The following is a 19926-nucleotide window of genomic DNA, read 5'->3' as shown; positions in this document are numbered from 1 at the left end:
AAAACAATGACCGGACAAGGATCACTATGGCCCTCCCCAACTCCCTCTCAGAGTCGGCTGGCACCTCTGCCTCCGAAAAAACCACCTCCTCGCGCCTGAAGTCGATTTTCAGTGGTTCAGTAGGCAACATGGTCGAATGGTACGACTGGTATGTCTATGCGGCCTTTTCGCTGTATTTTGCCAAGGCTTTTTTCCCTGCTGGCGACACGACCGCACAGTTGCTCAACACCGCCGCAATCTTCGCCGTAGGCTTCCTGATGCGCCCGATCGGCGGTTGGCTGATGGGCCTCTACGCTGACCGCAAAGGCCGCAAGGCCGCACTGATGGCCTCGGTCATCCTGATGTGCTTCGGCTCACTGGTCATTGCCCTGACCCCAAGTTATGAAACCATCGGCATCGGTGCGCCGATCCTGTTGATCATCGCCCGTCTGCTTCAAGGCCTGTCGGTCGGGGGCGAGTACGGCACCTCGGCCACCTACCTCAGCGAGATGGCGACCAAGGAGCGTCGCGGGTTCTTCTCCAGCTTCCAGTATGTGACCCTGATTTCCGGCCAGCTCATCGCCCTGGCTGTATTGATCGTTCTGCAACAGACGCTGACCGAGGAACAGCTGTACTCCTGGGGCTGGCGTATTCCGTTCATCATCGGTGCCCTGTGTGCGGTGGTAGCTCTGTACCTGCGTCGCGGCATGGAAGAAACCGAGTCGTTCACCAAGGCGAAGAAACAGGAACCCAAGGAAAGCCTGATGCGCACCCTGATGCGTCATCCCAAAGAGCTGGCGACCGTGGTCGGCCTGACCATGGGCGGCACCCTGGCGTTCTACACCTACACCACCTACATGCAGAAGTACCTGGCCAACACCGTAGGCATGAGCAAAAGCGACTCGACCATGATCTCGGCCGCGACGCTGTTCCTGTTCATGTGTCTGCAGCCGCTGGTCGGCGCGCTGTCCGACAAGATCGGCCGCCGTCCAATCCTGATCGCCTTCGGCGTACTGGGGACTCTGTGCACCGTACCCATCCTCACCACTCTGCAGACCATCCAGACCTGGTGGGGCGCGTTCTTCCTGATCATGGGCGCACTGATCATCGTCAGTGGCTATACCTCGATCAATGCCGTGGTCAAGGCTGAGCTGTTCCCTGCCGAAATCCGTGCCCTGGGTGTCGGCCTGCCTTACGCCCTGACCGTCTCGCTGTTTGGCGGCACTGCCGAATTCATCGCCCTGTGGTTCAAGAGCATCGGTATGGAAAGCGGCTACTACTGGTACGTCACTGCGTGCATTTCCTGCTCGCTGCTGGTGTACATCTTTATGAAGGACACCCGTAAGCACTCGCGGATCGAGACCGACTGATCTAGCGTCACAGTGATATCAGGGGGCAGTCCACCAGCGTGGGCTGCCCCTTTTTCGTTCAGCGAGCAGCCACTGCACGAGCCGGCCCTGAACCCGCAGGCCTTGATTTAATAGTGCTTCTTGATTTGTCAAGATGCTTTCCCGTGAGATATCCCGAAAAATGCACGTCAAGCGTTCGATTTCTTGTACAAGGCCCGAAAACCGGGCATCGAGGCCAACTATCATTTTCAGCAATGATCGCTAACAACCCTATTAACTTCTTAATAATCCTTGGACACGTAACATGGCCTCCATACCGGGAACACAACTGAACCCGAACCGACTTCCCGAATTGGAGCTACCATCATGAAAAAGACCACTCTGTTTGCCAGCATCGCTTTCTCCGTAATGGCTACCAGCGCTTTCGCCCTGCCGGTGACTGATGCCGTTCAACAACCTCTGAGCGCTGACTACATCGCAGCCGATGGCTCGGACAACGTTGGCCCTAACCGCCAGCCAGTTCTGGACACCAATAGCAGCGCCGATCAAGGCCTGGCTGCTGACGGTGCCGACCACGTGGGCGCCAACCGCCTGACCTCCGACGGTGCTGACCACGTAGGCGCCAACCGCCTGGCCGCCGACGGTGCAGACCACGTGGGCGCCAACCGTCTGACCTCCGATGGTGCCGACCATGTAGGTGCCAACCGCCTGGCCGCTGACGGTGCTGACCACGTAGGCGCCAACCGCCTGACCTCCGACGGTGCTGACCACGTAGGCGCCAACCGCCTGGCCGCCGATGGCGCTGACCGTGTCGGTGCTAACCGCCTGATCTGATTTGCTTCATCGCTTCATCCTCCTCCCTTGATGCTCCTTGTATGCCAGTCAGCCCCCTGACTGGCATTTTTTTTGGCTTCGGGCTTTCACGAGAACTGAACTGATGAAACTCTGCGGTACTACAGTATCGGGCACGCTTATACCAACACGGTGCCTGTCCTCGACAGGCTCTGTGAGGCGATAATCCATAGGCTTTACCAGTCCTCCGGCAGCAAGGAAAACCGCCATGTCAGACGAGATTTACTCTTACGAACCCGCTAAAGGCCATGGCCTGCCGCACGACCCGTTCAACGCCATCGTCGGCCCTCGGCCCATCGGCTGGATTTCTTCTAAGGATGCCCAGGGGGTTCTGAACCTGGCGCCATACAGCTTCTTCAATGCCTTCAACTACACTCCGCCGATCATCGGCTTCAGCAGCGTGGGCCGCAAAGACAGCCTGAACAACATCGAACAGACCGGTGAGTTCGTCTGGAACCTGGCCACACGCTCACTGGCCGAGGCCATGAATCAGAGCTGCGCAGCAGTACCGGCCGAGGTCGACGAATTTCGTCTCGCCGGCCTGACGCCCCTGCCTTCACAGGTGATCTCGACGCCCAGAGTCAAAGAGACGCCGGTGTCATTCGAATGCAAGGTGACACAAATCATCCAGCTCAAACGTGCAGATCAGGAGCCGGTGCCCAGTTGGCTGATTCTCGGCGAGGTGGTGGCCGTCCATATCGCCAGCTGGCTACTCAAGGACGGCATTTATGACACGGCTGCCGCCGAGCCGATTTTGCGTGGCGGTGGACCGGCGGACTACTTCCAACTGGGCCCTGAAGCGTTGTTCAAAATGAACCGCCCGGTGGTCTGAGCCGGGACTCAGGAAACCTGACGCCACACCAGGTCGGCGTCAGCATCCACGTCGAGCAAGCGCTCCAGCTCGTCGCTGGCAGCCTGGTCAGCGTCATCAGCAGTCTTGAACAGCTGACCCGGCAACACCGCATGAAAACGCGGCGCACCGCCGCCCTCCAGCGATTTGACAGCGATTGCGGCCTGATAGCCGCCTTGGGTCGGGATCATCGCGGTGACCGCTTCGTAATACTCGAAAACCTTGCGTGCCATGGATCTTTTGCCTGTCCTGAAAATCGGGCCGCAATTCTAACCTGCGGTGCCAGCAGGTTTGCCAGCATGACCTAGACTCTAAGTAACTCTTCCTCTACTCCACGGTTGATCCAAGGGGTGCCTTATGAGAGTCACAACAAGAAAATGCCTGGCTGCAGTGGGTCTTGTCGCCGTCGTCGCCCTCTACGCAGCAGGCGCCTACCGCATCGAACTGGCGCGCCTGTCGCCACATAGCGTGGTCTGTATGTTCGGCCACTGCGCCCCGGCAAATGCTTCACTCGTGGTATTGCGATGACGACCCGAGTAGTACTTCGCAGGGCTATCGATTAGCAAGCTAACGCAATAGACTGATGGCACAACAGCCTTCAGGTTTTGCCGTGACCTGCCCTAGCCCATCGACACCCGCAACCACGCCGGGAATTCGCAGCATTCTGTTCGCCCTGATGCTGGCGATCTTTCTCAGTGCGCTGGATCAAACCATCGTTGCCGTCTCGTTGCCTGCCATTTCCAGCCAATTGCACGATGTCGAGCTACTGGCCTGGGTGATCTCGGGTTATCTGGTGGCCATGACCGTAGCCGTGCCGATCTACGGCAAGCTGGGCGACCTCTATGGGCGCAGGCGCCTGATGCTTACCGGCCTTGCGCTGTTCACCCTCGCCTCGTTGTTTTGCGCGCTGGCGCAAAATATGGAACAACTGGTGCTGGCCCGGGTGCTGCAAGGTATAGGCGCCGGCGGCATGGTATCGGTCAGTCAGGCAATCATCGGTGACATAATCCCGCCTCGTGAACGCGGCCGTTATCAGGGTTATTTCAGCAGTATGTACGCCTTGGCCAGCGTCGCAGGCCCGGTATTGGGCGGCTTGATGACTGAGTATCTGTCGTGGCGCTGGGTGTTTCTCATCAACCTGCCGCTGGGCATCGCCGCCTGGCTGGTCGCCCGGCGCACCCTCAGGGGTCTGCCAACACCGCAGCGCAAACCGGTGATCGATTATCTGGGCAGCATGTTGATGATCATCGGCCTCAGCGCGCTGTTACTGGGCATCACCCAGATCGGCCAGGGCCATGCGTTGAACGACCGCCCGGTGCAGTGGTTGCTCGGCATAGCCTTGCTGAGCCTGGCGCTGTTCATTGCTTACGAACGCAAAGCCATCGAGCCGGTGCTGCCGATGCATCTGTTCGCCAGCCGCAGCGCAGTGCTGTGCTGGATCACCGTATTTTTTGCCAGTTTCCAGTCGATCTCCCTCAGCGTCCTGATGCCGCTGCGCTATCAGACGCTGACCGGCTCAGGCGCCGACAGCGCAGCGCTGCATTTGCTGCCGCTGGCCATGGGCATGCCGTTGGGCGCCTACTGTGCCGGGCGTCATACCTCCTTGAGCGGCCGCTACAAACCGCTGATTGTCAGTGGCGCCTTGCTGATGCCACTGACGATCATGGGCATGGCCTTCAGTGCACCGCAGGATGTACTGCTGACCAGCCTGTTCATGATCCTGACCGGCATCGCCACCGGCATGCAGTTCCCCACCTCGCTGGTGGGTAGCCAGAACGCCGTACAGGCCAAGGATATCGGGGTGGCGACCAGCACCAGCAACTTGTTCCGCTCATTGGGCGGGGCACTGGGCGTGGCATTGATGTCGGCACTGCTGCTGGCCATGCTGCAGGATACCGGGATCGGACATATGGGGGCTGGCAGCCTGGGTGGCGAGGGACAGTCGGGTAATGCCCTGCTCGACAGCCTTAACGCCAGTAGCGGGCCGGCCCTTGAAGCTTTGCGGGCCGAGCTGGCGGTGACCTTCCGGCAGTTGCTGATGGTCAGTGCGGCAATCGCCCTGCTGGGCCTGGCCGCCGCACTGGCCATGCCCAATCAGATGCTGCGTGGCCGTGAATGACATCTATCTGCCATGACAGGCTGGCCAACAACGGCTATAACCGTTAACCGGCCGATAATACTGCCGGGGCTACCTTAGCAATACGCAACGCGGGGCTAAAGCGCAGCATGTCCATGCACACATCGACCCATTGCTCAGCCTGCTGGTCCAGCGAGAAACCTTCAGGTATCAGTAACCACTGGGCAAGGATGCCATCGACAAAGGCATGCAGGCCGATGGCGGCTTTGTCGATGTCCAGTTCCGCCGGGAGCTGGCCCTTGCGCACGGCATTGCTTAATGAAAGACCGATACGTTCGTTACACCACAAAGCGTTATCACGTCGCTGACGGCGGAAGTCGCACATTTCATCGGTGAACTCGCACTTATGGAAAAGGATCTCATTGATGCGCCGGGTTTTAGGGTCTCTGGAAACTTGGCGAAACAAATGAATCAGCAGCTTTTTCATGCAACCCAACGGGTCGGTCTCGTCCTCGCTCAGACTGGCCTGGGACATTTCTTCAAGAGGCTCGTGCAAGCTGTCGAGCATGGCCTGTACCAGTTCGGCCTTGTTGGTGAAATGCCAGTAGATGGCACCGCGCGTCACACCGGCCAGGGTGGCGATATCGGCCAGGGTGGTACGCGCTACGCCGCGCTCATAGAACGCCTGTTCGGCGGCCTCGAGAATCTGGGCGCGAGTAACTTGGGCTTCCTCTTTGGTACGACGAACCATGGCATAAAACCTCTAAAAATGCTCCAGCCCTTGCTGCACGTGGCCTGGAGATGTGCTCGGGCGGCCTTTGTTACGCCTTGTCCCGATCGCGATTACAGCTTCATGAAGCGTAGTGGCAGGTTGTTTACAAACAGCCGTGAATGTAAGTATATTTATTAGCATGCTACGTATCTAGCTGCAAAATTTTTTTACACCTTTACTTTCTTGAGCAATCAAGGCTTTCGGCCCCCGAGGATCTTCATGCAATTCAAGCCAGCTGTTCCCGTTCTGGTCACTGCCGTCGCCCTGGCAACACTGCTCAGCGGTTGTAGCAAGAAGGAAGAAGCGGCCCCGCCCGCTCAGACTCCTCAGGTCGGCGTTGTTACCCTCAAAGCACAGCCCTACACCCTGACCACCGAGCTGCCAGGCCGCACCACCGCGTTCCGGGTGGCCGAAGTACGCCCACAGGTCAACGGCATCATTCTCAAGCGTCTGTTCACCGAGGGCGGCGACGTCAAGGCTGGCCAGCAGCTTTATCAGATTGATCCGGCCATGTACGAGGCCACGGCCAACAGCGCCCGTGCCACCCTGCAATCGGCCAAATCGCTGGCCGACCGCTACAAATTGCTGGTCAACGAGCAAGCCGTCAGCCGCCAGGAATACGACCAGGCCGTGGCCACCAGCCGCGAAGCCCAGGCGTCGCTGCAAACCGCCGAGATCAACCTGCGCTACACCAAGGTCCTGGCGCCAATCTCCGGCCGTATCGGTCGCTCTTCGGTGACTGAAGGTGCGCTGGTCAGCAATGCGCAAACCGAAGCCATGGCGACCATTCAGCAGCTCGACCCGATTTATGTGGATGTAGTGCAGTCCTCCGCCGAAATGCTCAAGCTGCGTTCGGATCTGGAAAGCGGCAAGTTGCAGAAAGTCGGCAGCAATGCCGCCAAGGTCAAGCTGACCCTGGAAGACAACAGCGCCTACCCGCAGGAAGGCACGCTTGAGTTTTCCGAGGTTTCGGTCGACCAGGGCACCGGTTCGGTCACCCTGCGTGCCGTGTTCCCAAACCCTGAGCATCGTCTGCTGCCAGGCATGTTCGTTCACGCCCAGTTACAGGCGGGCACTAACGCCAAGGCCATTCTCGCGCCGCAGCAGGGCGTGACCCGCGACCAAAAAGGCACGCCGACCGCACTGGTCGTCAATAAGGACAACAAGGTCGAGCTGCGCACCCTGGTGGCCAACCGCACCGTGGGCGACAAGTGGCTGATCGAAAAAGGCCTGAGCGAAGGTGACCGGGTAATCACCGAGGGCCTGCAGTACGTCAAGCCTGGTGCCGAAGTCAAAGTATCCGAAGCGACCAACGTCAAAGGCGCCAACCCGGCACCTGCTGCGGCCACTGACAAAGCCGCTGGCAGCCAAGGGGAGTAACCCATGTCGAAATTCTTTATTGATCGCCCTATTTTTGCCTGGGTGATCGCCTTGGTGATCATGCTGGTGGGCGGCCTGTCGATTCTCAAGCTGCCGATCAACCAGTACCCGAGCATCGCCCCGCCAGCCATCGCCATTCAGGTCACCTATCCGGGTGCCTCGGCGCAGACGGTCCAGGATACGGTGGTTCAGGTCATTGAGCAGCAGCTCAACGGCATCGACAACCTGCGTTATGTGAGTTCGGAAAGTACCTCCGACGGCAGCATGACCATTACCGTGACCTTCGAACAAGGCACCAACCCTGACACCGCCCAGGTTCAGGTGCAGAACAAGCTGAACCTGGCCACGCCTCTGTTGCCGCAGGAAGTGCAGCAACAGGGTATTCGCGTTACCAAGGCCGTGAAAAACTTCCTGATGGTGATCGGTCTGGTATCTGAAGACGGCAGCCTGACCAAGGAAGACCTGGCCAACTACATCGTCTCCAACATGCAGGACCCTATTTCGCGGACCTCAGGGGTAGGCGACTTCCAGGTATTCGGTGCCCAGTATGCGATGCGGATCTGGCTCGACCCGGCCAAGCTGAACAACTTTCAGTTGACCCCGGATGATGTCAGGACAGCGGTCAGTGCCCAGAACGTCCAGGTTGCTTCCGGCCAGTTGGGCGGCCTGCCAGCCGTTCAGGGCCAGCAACTCAACGCGACCATTATTGGCAAGACCCGGCTGCAGACTGCCGAGCAATTTGAAAACATCCTGCTCAAGGTCAACACCGACGGCTCTCAAGTACGCTTGAAAGATGTCGCGACCGTGGGCCTGGGTGCACAGAACTATAGCGTCGACTCGCAGTTCAACGGTAAACCGGCTTCTGGTCTGGCGATCAAACTGGCACCGGGTGCCAACGCCCTGGACACGGCCAAAGCGATTCGTGCGACCGTGAGCTCGCTGGAGCCGTTCTTTCCGCCGGGCATGAAGGTCGTATTCCCGTATGACACCACCCCGGTGGTCAGCGAGTCGATCTCCGGCGTAGTCCACACCCTGCTCGAAGCCGTGGTTCTGGTCTTTCTGGTGATGTACCTGTTCCTGCAGAACTTCCGCGCCACGGTGATTACCACCCTGACTGTGCCGGTGGTACTGCTGGGCACCTTCGGTATCCTCGCGGCATTCGGCTTCACCATCAACACCCTGACCATGTTCGGTATGGTGCTGGCCATCGGTTTGCTGGTGGACGATGCCATCGTTGTGGTGGAAAACGTCGAACGGGTGATGATCGAAGATAAACTCTCACCACGCGATGCGACGATCCGCTCCATGGAGCAGATTCAGGGCGCGCTGGTAGGTATTGCCCTGGTGCTGTCGGCAGTACTGCTGCCCATGGCGTTCTTCGGTGGTTCCACCGGGGTCATCTATAAGCAGTTCTCGATCACCATCGTCTCGGCCATGGCCCTGTCGGTGATCGTGGCACTGATCTTCACCCCGGCGCTGTGCGCCACCATGCTCAAACCTATCGACCACTCCCACGATCTGGAGAAACGCGGGTTTTTCGGCTGGTTCAACCGCACCTTCGACCGTGGCGTTCACGGTTACGAGCGCGGCGTGGCCGGGATGCTCAAGCACAAGTGGCCAGCCTACCTGGGCTACGTACTGATCTGCGTCGGCATGGTCTGGATGTTCAACCGCATCCCGGCCGCGTTCCTGCCAGAGGAAGACCAGGGCGTGATGTTCGTGCAGGTGCAGACCCCGGCCGGTTCCACTGCCGAGCGCACCCAGCAGGTCATGGACACCATGCGTGAGCACTTGCTGAGCAAGGAATCCGATTCGGTACAGTCGGTGTTTACCGTCAACGGCTTCAACTTTGCAGGCCGGGGCCAGAACTCGGGTATCGCCTTCGTATTGCTTAAACCGTGGGGTGAGCGCGAAGGCGCGCACAACAGCGTGTTCGAGCTGGCCAAGCGTGCACAGGGCTACTTCTTTACCCTGCGCGATGCAATGGTGTTCGCAGTGGTCCCGCCTTCGGTACTGGAACTGGGTAACGCCACCGGTTTCGACGTCTACCTGCAGGACCAGGGCGGTGTCGGCCATGACAAACTCATGCAGGCACGCAATCAGTTGCTCGGGGCAGCAGCGCAAAGCAAGATCCTCGCGGGTGTACGCCCCAACGGCCTGAACGATGAGCCGCAATATCAGCTCAGCATTGATGACGAGCGCGCCCGCGCCTTGGGCATCAGCCTGGCGGACATAAACAGCACCCTGTCGATTGCTTTCGGTAGTAGCTACGTAAACGACTTCATTGATCGTGGCCGGGTCAAGAAGGTTTACCTGCAGGGTAATGCCGATGCGCGCATGAACCCTGAAGACCTGAACAAGTGGTACGTGCGTAATGGCTCCGGGCAAATGGTGCCGTTCTCGGCGTTCAGCAGCGGCGAGTGGGTGTTTGGTTCGCCAAAACTGTCGCGTTACAACGGTGTACCTGCCGAGGAAGTACTGGGTACTCCGGCACCGGGCTACAGTACCGGCCAGGCCATGGCCGAGATCGAGCGGCTGGCCAAGGATCTGCCTGCGGGCATCGGTATCTCCTGGACCGGCCTGTCGTACGAAGAACGCTTGTCCGGCTCTCAGGCGCCGGCCCTCTACGCCCTGTCGCTGCTGGTCGTATTCCTCTGCCTGGCGGCCCTGTATGAGAGCTGGTCGATCCCGATTGCAGTCATGCTGGTCGTACCGCTGGGGGTTATCGGTGCACTGATGGCAACCAGCTTGCGCGGCTTGTCCAATGACGTGTTCTTCCAGGTCGGGCTATTGGTGACAGTGGGTCTGGCAGCGAAGAACGCCATTCTGATCGTCGAGTTCGCCAAGGAACTGCACGAACAGGGCAAAGGCCTGGTAGAGGCTACAATCGAAGCCTGCCGGATGCGTTTGCGCCCGATCATCATGACTTCGATGGCGTTTATTCTTGGTGTTGTACCACTGGTCATTGCCAGCGGCGCAGGCTCGGGTAGCCAGCATTCGATTGGTACTGGCGTAATTGGCGGTATGATTACCGCCGTCGTTCTGGCGATCTTCTGGGTGCCGCTGTTCTTTGTCTCGATTTCGGGGCTGTTCAAGAGCAAACAGAAAAACATTCCACAGCATGAGGCTGGCCAATGAGCAAGTCCCTGATCTCTCTGGCAGTCACCGCGTTCATTCTCGGCGGCTGCTCGCTGATTCCCGAATATCAGCAGCCGGCCGCTCCGGTGGCCGCGCAATACCCGCAAGGTCCGGCTTATGGGCCGGCCGAAGCGGCCAACATGGCAGCAGCCGAACAAGGCTGGCGGCAGTTCTTCCGCGACCCTGCGTTGCAGCAACTGATCCAGACCTCGCTGGAAAACAACCGCGACCTGCGCGTCGCGGCGTTGAACATCGATGCTTATCGCGCGCAGTACCGCATTCAGCGTTCTGACCTGTTCCCGGCGGTCTCGGCCACCGGCAGCGGCAGTCGCCAGCGCATGCCGGCCGACATGTCCAGCACCGGCCAGTCGAGCATCACCAGCAGCTATTCGGCCACCCTGGGCGTCAGCGCCTATGAGCTGGACCTGTTTGGTCGGGTGCGCAGCCTCAGTGAACAGGCCTTGCAGACCTACTTCGCCAGCGAAGAAGCGCGACGCTCGACCCAGATCAGCCTGGTCGCCAGCGTTGCCAACGCTTACCTGACCTGGCAGGCCGACAAGGAACTGCTCAAGCTGACCCAGGACACCCTCAAGACCTATGAGGAAAGCCTGCGTCTGACCAGCCGTAGCAACGAAGTGGGTGTGGCCTCGGCGCTGGACCTGAGCCAGGCACGTACGTCGGTGGAAAGCGCCAAGGCACGGCTGGCCCAGTATCAGCGTCTGGTTGCCCAGGATCAGAACAACCTGACCCTGCTGTTGGGCACCGGCCTGCCGGCCAACCTGCCTGAAGCCCAGCCATTGAGTGCCGACCTGCTTAGCGAAATGCCGGCCGGCCTGCCATCGGATCTGCTGCAACGCCGCCCGGATATTCTCCAGGCCGAGCATAACCTCAAGGCGGCCAACGCCAATATCGGTGCAGCCCGTGCAGCGTTCTTCCCAAGCATCAGCCTGACCGCCAATGCCGGATCAATCAGCCCTGATCTGTCGGGGCTGTTCAAGGGTGGTTCGGGTACCTGGTTGTTCCAGCCGAGTATCAACCTGCCGATCTTCAACGCTGGCAACCTGCGGGCCAGCCTGGATTACTCGAAAATCCAGAAAGAGATCAACGTTGCCAACTATGAGAAGGCGATCCAGACGGCGTTCCAGGAAGTGTCCGATGGCCTGGCAGCACGCAAGACCTATGACGAGCAGTTGCAGGCGCAGCGCGACTACGTGGCTGCCAGTCAGGACTACTATCGTCTCGCAGAACGTCGCTACCGGATCGGGATCGACAGCAACCTGACGTTCCTGGACTCACAGCGTTCGTTGTTCAGTGCCCAGCAGACGCTGATTACTGATCGTCTGTCGCAGCTGACCAGTGAGGTCAATCTGTACAAGGCGCTCGGTGGCGGCTGGTACGAGAACAGCGGGCAGATTCAGCCGCTGGCCAAGGAAAAACCTTCGGTGCAGTTGTTCTGAGTTTCTGTTTGTGAAAACAAACCCGCCTTTTATGGCGGGTTTGTTTTTTCTGAAGGCATGCACCGGATCGCTCACGCCACAGCACACTGCAAATCAATGATCATGATGCAAATAGGCCGGCTGTTTCGGCAGCCGCAGGCTGAACAGAAACGCCACGGCCATCATGATCGTCACATACCAGTAGAAGTAGTTCTCCACCCCCTGGCTCTTGAAGTTCAGCGCCACATATTCCGCCGAGCCACCAAACACTGCATTGGCCACGGCATAAGCCAGGCCAACACCCAGCGCACGTACCTGAGGCGGGAACATCTCCGCTTTGACCAGGCCGCTGATCGACGTATAGAAACTGACAATGGCCAACGCCAGGGTAATCAACACGAACGCCATGAACGGGCTTTCGACGCTTTTCAGCGCGGTCAGAATCGGCAGCGTGCACAGAGTCCCCAACGCGCCGAACCACAGCATCGAGTTACGTCGGCCAATACGATCGGCCAGCATGCCGAACAGCGGCTGCATGCACATGTACAAAAACAGCACCCCGGTCATGATGAAGCTGGCGGTCTTGGGCTCCATTCCACCGGTGTTGACCAAGTACTTCTGCATGTAAGTGGTGAAGGTATAGAAAATCAGCGAACCACCGGCGGTGTAACCCAATACCGTGATAAACGCTGCTTTATGGTGTTTGAACAACGCAGCCACGCTGCCGGCGTCTTTGTCATCGCGGCTTTCGGCGGTAGTGGTTTCGTTCAGGCTGCGGCGCAGCAACAGCGCAATGACTGCCGCACAGGCACCGATCACGAACGGAATCCGCCAGCCGTAGGCACGCAGTTCCTCGGTGCTGAGAAACTGCTGAAGAATGACCACCGTCAGCACCGCCAGCAACTGACCGCCAATCAGCGTCACGTACTGGAACGAGGCAAAGAAGCCGCGCTGCCCGCGCAGGGCCACTTCACTCATGTAAGTTGCCGTGGTGCCGTATTCACCACCGACCGACAATCCCTGGATCAGGCGCGCGACCAATAGCAAGGCCGGTGCCCAAGCGCCGATGGAGGCATAGGTCGGCAAACAGGCGATCACCAGCGAGCCTGCACACATCATGCTCACCGAAATCAGCATGGAGTTCTTGCGCCCGTGCTTGTCGGCGACCCGGCCAAACAGCCAGCCGCCAATCGGCCGCATCAGAAATCCGGCAGCGAAGACACCAGCGGTATTGAGCAACTGCACGGTAGGGTCGTCGGAGGGAAAGAACGCCGGCGCAAAGTAGATGGCGCAAAAAGCGTAGATATAGAAGTCGAACCATTCGACCAGGTTGCCCGAAGAGGCCCCCACGATAGCGAAGATTCGTTTGCGGCGCTCTTCGCCGGTGTAATGCATGGTGGTTGCCATTGGCTGGTCTCCCCGTGTGATATCGGCAGCGTCATCCCTGAGCAGACGAGGCTACCCCTGAAACAATTGGTCACATTCATCGAACCTAAAGTTCAATGCGAGCAGCTATCCCGGCGGGAAAAAGCGCAGGCCAGAGCCTGCGTTGAGGAAGGAGGAGTCCAGCAGAAAGGGCAATCCGCCAGCCCCGGAGCCTGCCTGTTCGTGGAGCCAGGGCCGGATCTGGAGGATTGCCGGGTGAAACGTGAAACTCAGCGCTCGATGGCCAGTGCCAAGCCTTGGCCCACGCCGACACACATGGTCGCCAGACCTTTGCGGCCACCGGTCTTTTCCAGATGATGCAAGGCCGTCAGCACCAGACGCGCGCCACTCATGCCCAACGGATGGCCCAGGGCGATGGCGCCGCCGTTAGGGTTGACCTGCGCCGCATCGTCAGCCAGACCCAGCTCGCGCAGCACCGCCAGGCCCTGGCTGGCAAAGGCTTCGTTCAGTTCGATGACGTCAAAGTCAGTCACCGCAATGCCCAGACGCTCGACCAGTTTGCGCACCGCAGGTACCGGGCCGATCCCCATGACCCGGGGTTCGACACCAGCACTGGCCATACCGAGAATCCGCGCACGCGGGGTCAGGCCATGTTTCTTGACCGCTTCGGCGGACGCCAGGATCAACGCCGCTGCACCGTCGTTGACCCCTGAAGCATTACCGGCGGTGACGGTCTTGTCCGGACCGTTGACCGGCTTGAGCCGGGCCAGCGCCTCCAGCGTGGTTTCGGCACGCGGGTGTTCATCGGTGTCGACAATGGTCTCGCCCTTTTTGTGGGCAATGCGTACCGGCACTATTTCCTCGGCAAAGTAACCTGCCGCCTGCGCCGCAGCCGTACGTTGCTGGCTGCGCAAGGCAAAAGCGTCTTGGTCGGCGCGGGAAATGTTGTAATCGTCAGCCACGTTATCGGCGGTTTCCGGCATCGCATCGACACCGTACTGGGCCTTCATCAACGGGTTAATGAAGCGCCAGCCAATGGTGGTGTCTTCCAGCTTCATGCCTCGCGAATAGGCCGCATCGGCCTTGCCCATTACGAATGGCGCACGGGACATCGATTCCACGCCACCGGCAATCACCAGCTCCATTTCACCGGCAGCGATGGCCCGAAAAGCGGTACCGATAGCATCCATACCGGATGCGCACAGGCGATTGAGGGTCACCCCAGGAATGCTTGGCGGCAGGCCGGCCAGCAACGCTGCCATGCGCGCCACGTTGCGGTTGTCTTCGCCGGCCTGGTTGGCGCAGCCGAAAAACACTTCGTCAACCTCCTGCCAGTTGACCGACTGATTACGCTCGATCAATGCCTTGATCGGAACGGCTGCCAGATCGTCAGCGCGTACGCCGGCCAGCCCGCCACCGAAGCGGCCAATCGGCGTGCGGATGGCATCGCAGATGAATACATCACGCATCAGGCTTCTCCTGCCACTTGACCATGAGCAGCCGCAGTCCGGGCTTCCAGGTCACGCAGGGCGGCCAGTTCAACCTCGGTCGGCTCGCCAGACACCGTTACGTTTTCAGCAAAGCGCACCGGCCAGCCAGTGGCTGCAACCACCTGCTCACGGGTTACACCTGGATGCAGGGTAGTAACCACGAACTCGTTGCTGCCCTGCTCCGGCTCCATGATGCACAGGTCGGTGATGATCCCCACCGGGCCGGCACCTGGCAGACCCAGACGCTTGCGCGAGTCGCCGCCTTCGCCATGGCCTACGGAGGTGATGAAATCCAGACGTTCGACGAACGAGCGCGGTGACTGCTTGAGGATGATCAGCACCGACTTGGCAGAACCTGCGATCTCCGGCGCACCGCCTGCGCCCGGCAAGCGAACTTTCGGCGCGTGGTAGTCACCGACCACCGTGGTGTTGATATTGCCGAAGCGGTCGACCTGCGCCGCGCCAAGGAACCCCACGTCGACCCGGCCACCTTGCAGCCAGTAGCGGAAAATTTCACTGGTCGACACCACGGTGTCAGCCGTTTCGGCCAGTTCACCGTCGCCGATCGACAGCGGCAGCACGCTCGGCTTGGCGCCAATCGGGCCTGACTCGTAGATCAACACCACATCAGGGCTGGAAGTCAGGCGCGCCAGGTTGGCGGCTTTGGACGGCAGGCCGATGCCCACGAAGCATACGCTGCCGTTATTGAGACGACGCGCGGCGGCAATGGTCATCATTTCACTGGTCGAGTAAGTCATTGCTTTGCCTCCGCGGCGCTGGCCAGCTTGCGTTGAAATTCACTGAAATCCGCTGTGCCATGGATGTATTGGTCAATCCAGGCCTGGAACGTCTCACGGTCACGGGCGATCGGGTCCCAGTCCTGATAGAAGCGGTTGTCACGCTCGTAGTAGCCGTGGGCGTAGGACGGATGCGCACCGCCGGGTACCAGGCAGACCGCACTCAGCGCCCAGGTTGGCAGCACGCAGGCGTTCATCGGCGCCTGCAGGTCGTCGACGATCTCCTCGACGGTGACGATGCAGCGCTTGGCCGCCAGGGCCGCCTCCTTCTGCGAACCGAGAATACCCCAGACCAACACGTTGCCTTTGCGGTCGGCCTTTTGCGCATGGATCACGGTGACGTCCGGACGCACCGACGGCACGGCGGCCAGCACTTCACCGGTGAACGGACAGGTGACTGTCTTGATCAACGGGTTAACTTTGGGCAGGTCGGAACCGGCGTAGGCGCGCAGTACCGCGAACGGCAGCCCCGATGCGCCGGCGACGTAAGCGTTGGCCAGGTCGGCATGGCTGTGCTCTTCAAGTTCCAACGGCCGCGGCCACTGTTTTTCGACGGCATCACGCAGGCGGTGCAGCGAACCGACCCCAGGGTTACCGCCCCAGGAAAACACCAGGCGCTTGACGCAACCGGCACCGATCAACTGATCGTAGATCAGGTCGGGAGTCATCCGCACCAGAGTCAGCTCACGCTTGCCCTGGCGAATGATTTCGTGGCCCGCTGCCGAGGGGATCAGATGAGTGAAACCTTCCAGCGCAACGGTGTCGCCATCGTTGACCAGTTGTTTCACCGCATCGCGTAAAGACATGATTTCAGCCATGAGGTGCTCCCGAACCCAAACATCACGTTCAATGATCGGCGCGTTGATTCGCGCCGCGATGGACATGAGGTTATGCGCGAGGCACCCAGGCAAACAATCCGATAATCGATTATTCGTTCGATAATCGAACGAATTTGATTGACCGAATCAGGTAAAAATCTGCGCGCTCAGTTCCCGGCTGGCGTCGAGCATGATCGGTAAAAAGCGCTGTTCCAGTTCGCTACGCGCCACTCGCGCGGCACTGGTGCTGACGTTCAGTGCCGCCAGTACCTGGCCGGAAGCGTCATACACCGGCACGGCGATCGAGCGCAGGCCTTGCTCCAGTTCCTGATCGACAATGCACCAGCCTTGCTGACGAACCTGCTGCAGGCATTCATAAAGCGCTTCAACAGTACGGATGGTCCGGCTGGTTTTGGGTTGCAGGTCGACATGGTCGAGGTATTCGCGCAGCGACACGTCGTCGAGTGCCGCCAGCAGAATCCGCCCCATGGACGTGCAATAGGCCGGCAGTCGCCCACCCACCGAGAGGTCTACCGAGATCAAGCGCTGAGTGGTCGCCGAGCGGGCGATATACAAAATGTCCTCGCCCTCCAGCGTGGCCATATTGCAGGCCTCATGCAACTGATCGCTCATGCGGTCCAGATAGGGTTGCGAAGACACTGCCAGCGGGGTGGACGACAGGTAGGCATGCCCCAGCGTCAGGACTTTAGGCAACAGCGAGTAGGTGCGACCGTCCGTCGTTGCGTAGCCGAGCTTGATCAGCGTGTGCAGACAACGCCTGACTGCCGCACGCGGGATCTCGGTACGGTGGCTGATCTGGGCAATGGTCAGGTGACGCTTGCGCTCTTGAAAGGCATGAATGACCGCCAGGCCGCGAGCCAGCGAGGTCATGAAATCAGGATCGCCGGTCAGCGCCTGAATACGTCGCGCAGGTGAAGCCACGATCGGAGGTGCCAGCGAGACAAAAGAATTGCGCAGTTCTTCATTCATGACAACACCTCGGACTTACCCTTGCAGGCCTTGTATATCAACGGTTTCAGGCCTGGACACTACAGATGGGCACAGGTCAGACCGTCCGATTATCGAACAAGTGGCCGATAATCGCAATTGACCCATGACAAATATACTTATACCTTTATGCCTGCCATGAAGTGGCTTCTTGGAAATCCTGGTCAGGTACCCACTGAGAAGTCCTAGGCAACGGCCTTGTCCACGAAGCAAGGCCGTTTTTATTTGCCCTCTGCTGCGCCGCGCTCTGCCTCTTTTGCAAGCTCACTGCAACCTTCGATGCCATGAAAGTTCTTTCATGATGCGTTCGCTATAAACTTCAATAGGCCGAACACTAACAAAGCATCCTGAAAACGACAGTGCCTGTAGTTGACGTCCGCAGACTTCTTGGAGATAGTAGCTTTCATCTGGTTGGCAATACCTTGTGCCGTGACGGTGCCCATCGTGTCATTCAGGGCCTGAGCGCCTTTTCGATGTGCCACGCAATTCCCTGTTGCGTTGATCCGACACAAGCCAGCCCGGCAACCGCCCCGCGGATGCGCAAATACCCATGTCGCTACGACAGATGTTTTTTTCTGGTGCCCGTAGCCGCCAGCCACCGAATGTGGCATGACGTTCAAAGTGTCCAATGGGCCTCGATGGTTCAATACCCTTGGCCAATCGCCCTGTAAGGACACTGAACGAGTGCACATTCCCGATGCCTGACGTTTGCACCAGAGTTCATTTGACTTGACCAGGTAACATCGTGACTAAAGATGAAATGCGCGCGGAACTTGAGCGCCAGGAACAACGATTCAAGGAGGTTTATGGCGGCGAAGTCACTACCTACGCCGCACAACCGGACCCGGAACGCAAACCCTGGCGTAAAAGAGCCACGGTTCAGGACCAGGCGTTCAAGCAAGAACTGCAACGCATGGAAAAAGAACTGAAAGAAGAGCAGTGATCGTCCGGCTGTTGTAAGCCCACCGGCGCTTTTCTGATGCTTGCCACTGTCCTGCTGGACCGGCGATGTCATGACCGCGAAACAGATCTGATCGATACCGACCAGCAGTCGGTGCGTCGAAGTGTATTTTTTCTGTCATAATCTCGCCCCCTTCAGAACGCATCAGAAAACCTACATGATCGATTTATTCAGCGGGCTTGATCCCTGGGTGCTTGTGAGTCTGCTGCTCGCCCTGGCATTCGTCCTATCGTTCGAGTTCATCAATGGCTTTCATGACACCGCCAATGCGGTAGCGACAGTCATTTACACCAAGGCCATGCCACCGCATCTGGCGGTCTTCGCCTCCGGCGTCTTCAACTTCCTGGGGGTATTGCTCGGCGGGGTCGGTGTGGCCTATGCGATTGTTCACCTGCTGCCGGTGGAGTTGCTGATCAACGTCAACACCGGCCACGGGCTGGCGATGGTCTTTTCATTGCTGACCGCCGCCATCGCCTGGAACCTCGGCACCTGGTACTTCGGTATCCCGGCTTCCAGCTCGCATACCCTGATCGGTTCGATTCTCGGCGTCGGCCTTGCCAATGCACTGATCAACGGCATCCCGGTGAGCGAAGGCGTCAACTGGCAGAAGGCAGCCGATATCGGCATGTCTCTGGTGTTCTCGCCGCTGGGTGGTTTTCTGGCTGCCGGCCTTGTGCTGCTTGTACTGAAGTGGTGGCGCCCGCTGTCGAAAATGCACAAGACCCCGGAGCAGCGCCGCGAACTCGACGACAAGAAACACCCGCCGTTCTGGAATCGCCTGGTGCTGGTGATTTCCGCCATGGCGGTAAGCTTCGTGCATGGCTCCAACGATGGCCAGAAAGGCATCGGCCTGATCATGCTGGTGCTGATCGGTATCGTGCCAGCACAGTTTGTGCTCGACCAGAACAGCACCACTTATCAGATTGAGCGCACCCGCGACGCCACCCTGCATCTGAGCCAGTTCTACCAGCGCAACAATGCCACTCTGGGCGAGTTCCTCGCCATGGGCAAGACCGACAAAGGCGACCTGCCTTCCAGCGCGGCATGCGACCCCAAACAGACCGAACCGACCATTGATGCGCTGCTGGCCAAGCTTCAGGGGGTGACCGACTACCGGGCACTGAGCGCTGAAGACCGTATCGAAGTACGCCGTTACTTGCTGTGCCTGGACGATACTGCGCGCAAGGTCAGCAAGCTGCCTGATCTGGCCGCCCGCGAGAAATCCGACCTCGCCAAGTTGCGCAAGGACCTGACTGCAACCACCGAATACGCCCCGTTCTGGGTGATTCTGGCGGTCGCCCTGGCGCTGGGTATCGGCACCATGGTCGGCTGGAAACGGGTCGTTCTGACCATCGGCGAGAAAATCGGCCGTCAGGGCATGACCTATGCCCAAGGCATGTCGGCCCAGATCACGACCGCAACGGCTATTGGCCTGGCTAACATCTTCAGCCTGCCAGTATCCACTACCCACATTCTGTCTTCGGGTGTGGCCGGTACCATGGTTGCCAACCGCAGCGGTCTGCAGTCCAGCACCGTGCGTACCATCCTGCTGGCCTGGGTCCTGACCCTGCCAGCGACCATCGCCCTTTCCGCCGGCCTGTTCTGGCTGGCGTCCAAGACGCTGGTCTGACGC

General features: G+C 59.3%; 16 protein-coding genes. 9 read left to right on the top strand and 7 right to left on the bottom strand.

Annotation, left to right across the window (positions count from 1 at the left end; genetic code table 11):
- Nucleotides 1–26: 26 nt before the first annotated feature.
- From NRB16_RS02925 to NRB16_RS02915, 3 genes are all read left to right on the top strand, one after another.
- Nucleotides 27–1349: an MFS transporter gene (locus tag NRB16_RS02925; protein ID WP_045488242.1), complete on the top strand. Its 1323-nt coding sequence runs from the start codon at nt 27–29 to the stop codon at nt 1347–1349.
- Nucleotides 1350–1694: 345 nt separating this feature from the next.
- Complete coding sequence (locus NRB16_RS02920) at nt 1695–2162, top strand: hypothetical protein (protein ID WP_253113240.1); 468 nt, start codon at nt 1695–1697, stop codon at nt 2160–2162.
- 226 nt (nt 2163–2388) lie between these two features.
- The gene (locus tag NRB16_RS02915; protein WP_253139212.1) at nt 2389–3012 is read left to right on the top strand and encodes a flavin reductase family protein; all 624 of its coding nucleotides are present in this window, start codon (nt 2389–2391) and stop codon (nt 3010–3012) included.
- 8 nt (nt 3013–3020) lie between these two features.
- Here NRB16_RS02915 and NRB16_RS02910 read toward each other — a convergent pair whose 3' ends face one another.
- Entirely contained in the window at nt 3021–3263 is a 243-nt protein-coding gene (locus NRB16_RS02910; RefSeq protein ID WP_045488234.1) for a hypothetical protein, read from the bottom strand.
- Nucleotides 3264–3613: 350 nt separating this feature from the next.
- On the opposite strand from NRB16_RS02910, the gene NRB16_RS02905 reads away from it, so the two are divergent.
- The gene (locus NRB16_RS02905; RefSeq protein ID WP_257105427.1) at nt 3614–5149 is read left to right on the top strand and encodes an MDR family MFS transporter; all 1536 of its coding nucleotides are present in this window, start codon (nt 3614–3616) and stop codon (nt 5147–5149) included.
- A 43-nt stretch (nt 5150–5192) separates the two neighbouring features.
- Here the strand turns inward: NRB16_RS02905 and NRB16_RS02900 are convergent, their stop codons facing one another.
- Nucleotides 5193–5858 (bottom strand): TetR family transcriptional regulator, encoded by a 666-nt coding sequence (locus NRB16_RS02900; RefSeq protein ID WP_253113234.1) that lies wholly within the window; start codon nt 5856–5858, stop codon nt 5193–5195.
- A 240-nt stretch (nt 5859–6098) separates the two neighbouring features.
- On the opposite strand from NRB16_RS02900, the gene NRB16_RS02895 reads away from it, so the two are divergent.
- From NRB16_RS02895 to adeC, 3 genes are read left to right on the top strand one after another with little or no spacing between them, the layout of a single operon-like run.
- Nucleotides 6099–7259, top strand: coding sequence for an efflux RND transporter periplasmic adaptor subunit (locus NRB16_RS02895; protein WP_045488228.1), 1161 nt, complete (start codon nt 6099–6101; stop codon nt 7257–7259).
- Nucleotides 7260–7262: 3 nt separating this feature from the next.
- Nucleotides 7263–10397 (top strand): efflux RND transporter permease subunit, encoded by a 3135-nt coding sequence (locus NRB16_RS02890; RefSeq protein WP_257105426.1) that lies wholly within the window; start codon nt 7263–7265, stop codon nt 10395–10397.
- A complete protein-coding gene (adeC, locus tag NRB16_RS02885; RefSeq protein ID WP_045488224.1) occupies nt 10394–11854 on the top strand; it encodes an AdeC/AdeK/OprM family multidrug efflux complex outer membrane factor in 1461 nt (486 codons plus the stop codon). The genes NRB16_RS02890 and adeC overlap by 4 nt, the downstream gene beginning before the upstream one ends.
- 93 nt (nt 11855–11947) lie before the next feature.
- Here the strand turns inward: adeC and NRB16_RS02880 are convergent, their stop codons facing one another.
- The 5 genes from NRB16_RS02880 to pcaR form a co-directional block, all read right to left on the bottom strand.
- Nucleotides 11948–13240 (bottom strand): MFS family transporter, encoded by a 1293-nt coding sequence (locus NRB16_RS02880; RefSeq protein ID WP_045488221.1) that lies wholly within the window; start codon nt 13238–13240, stop codon nt 11948–11950.
- A 248-nt stretch (nt 13241–13488) separates the two neighbouring features.
- Entirely contained in the window at nt 13489–14691 is a 1203-nt protein-coding gene (pcaF, locus tag NRB16_RS02875) for a 3-oxoadipyl-CoA thiolase (RefSeq protein ID WP_173426718.1), read from the bottom strand.
- Nucleotides 14688–15467 (bottom strand): CoA-transferase subunit beta, encoded by a 780-nt coding sequence (locus NRB16_RS02870; protein ID WP_045488215.1) that lies wholly within the window; start codon nt 15465–15467, stop codon nt 14688–14690. Before NRB16_RS02870 ends, pcaF begins: the two co-directional genes overlap by 4 nt.
- Nucleotides 15464–16324 carry a CoA transferase subunit A gene (locus tag NRB16_RS02865; RefSeq protein ID WP_253113228.1) on the bottom strand — a complete coding sequence of 287 codons (861 nt, stop codon included), beginning with the start codon at nt 16322–16324 and terminating at the stop codon, nt 15464–15466. The genes NRB16_RS02870 and NRB16_RS02865 overlap by 4 nt, the downstream gene beginning before the upstream one ends.
- A gap of 147 nt (nt 16325–16471) precedes the next feature.
- Nucleotides 16472–17314 carry a pca regulon transcriptional regulator PcaR gene (gene pcaR, locus NRB16_RS02860; protein ID WP_045488209.1) on the bottom strand — a complete coding sequence of 281 codons (843 nt, stop codon included), beginning with the start codon at nt 17312–17314 and terminating at the stop codon, nt 16472–16474.
- 763 nt (nt 17315–18077) lie between these two features.
- On the opposite strand from pcaR, the gene NRB16_RS02855 reads away from it, so the two are divergent.
- Together NRB16_RS02855 and NRB16_RS02850 are read left to right on the top strand one after the other, a co-directional pair.
- Nucleotides 18078–18275, top strand: coding sequence for a hypothetical protein (locus NRB16_RS02855; RefSeq protein WP_045488206.1), 198 nt, complete (start codon nt 18078–18080; stop codon nt 18273–18275).
- Nucleotides 18276–18450: 175 nt separating this feature from the next.
- Nucleotides 18451–19923 (top strand): inorganic phosphate transporter, encoded by a 1473-nt coding sequence (locus tag NRB16_RS02850; protein WP_045488204.1) that lies wholly within the window; start codon nt 18451–18453, stop codon nt 19921–19923.
- The last annotated feature ends 3 nt before the right edge of the window (nt 19924–19926 follow it).

It is taken from the genome of Pseudomonas sp. LJDD11 (genome assembly GCF_024584215.1).
Lineage (GTDB): Bacteria > Pseudomonadota > Gammaproteobacteria > Pseudomonadales > Pseudomonadaceae > Aquipseudomonas.
The sequence above is the reverse complement of the archived record's forward strand: the minus strand, read 5'-3'. Positions and strand labels throughout refer to the sequence as shown.

Excerpts from the sequence above, each read along its gene's own strand:
- adeC (WP_045488224.1), top strand. The coding sequence starts at position 10,394 with ATGAGCAAGTCCCTGATCTCTCTGGCAGTCACCGCGTTCATTCTCGGC.
- NRB16_RS02900 (WP_253113234.1), bottom strand. The coding sequence starts at position 5,858 with ATGGTTCGTCGTACCAAAGAGGAAGCCCAAGTTACTCGCGCCCAGATT.
- pcaR (WP_045488209.1), bottom strand. The coding sequence starts at position 17,314 with ATGAATGAAGAACTGCGCAATTCTTTTGTCTCGCTGGCACCTCCGATC.
- NRB16_RS02870 (WP_045488215.1), bottom strand. The coding sequence starts at position 15,467 with ATGACTTACTCGACCAGTGAAATGATGACCATTGCCGCCGCGCGTCGT.
- NRB16_RS02925 (WP_045488242.1), top strand. The coding sequence starts at position 27 with ATGGCCCTCCCCAACTCCCTCTCAGAGTCGGCTGGCACCTCTGCCTCC.
- NRB16_RS02890 (WP_257105426.1), top strand. The coding sequence starts at position 7,263 with ATGTCGAAATTCTTTATTGATCGCCCTATTTTTGCCTGGGTGATCGCC.
- NRB16_RS02920 (WP_253113240.1), top strand. The coding sequence starts at position 1,695 with ATGAAAAAGACCACTCTGTTTGCCAGCATCGCTTTCTCCGTAATGGCT.
- NRB16_RS02915 (WP_253139212.1), top strand. The coding sequence starts at position 2,389 with ATGTCAGACGAGATTTACTCTTACGAACCCGCTAAAGGCCATGGCCTG.
- NRB16_RS02865 (WP_253113228.1), bottom strand. The coding sequence starts at position 16,324 with ATGGCTGAAATCATGTCTTTACGCGATGCGGTGAAACAACTGGTCAAC.
- NRB16_RS02880 (WP_045488221.1), bottom strand. The coding sequence starts at position 13,240 with ATGGCAACCACCATGCATTACACCGGCGAAGAGCGCCGCAAACGAATC.
- NRB16_RS02895 (WP_045488228.1), top strand. The coding sequence starts at position 6,099 with ATGCAATTCAAGCCAGCTGTTCCCGTTCTGGTCACTGCCGTCGCCCTG.
- NRB16_RS02910 (WP_045488234.1), bottom strand. The coding sequence starts at position 3,263 with ATGGCACGCAAGGTTTTCGAGTATTACGAAGCGGTCACCGCGATGATC.
- NRB16_RS02905 (WP_257105427.1), top strand. The coding sequence starts at position 3,614 with ATGGCACAACAGCCTTCAGGTTTTGCCGTGACCTGCCCTAGCCCATCG.
- NRB16_RS02850 (WP_045488204.1), top strand. The coding sequence starts at position 18,451 with ATGATCGATTTATTCAGCGGGCTTGATCCCTGGGTGCTTGTGAGTCTG.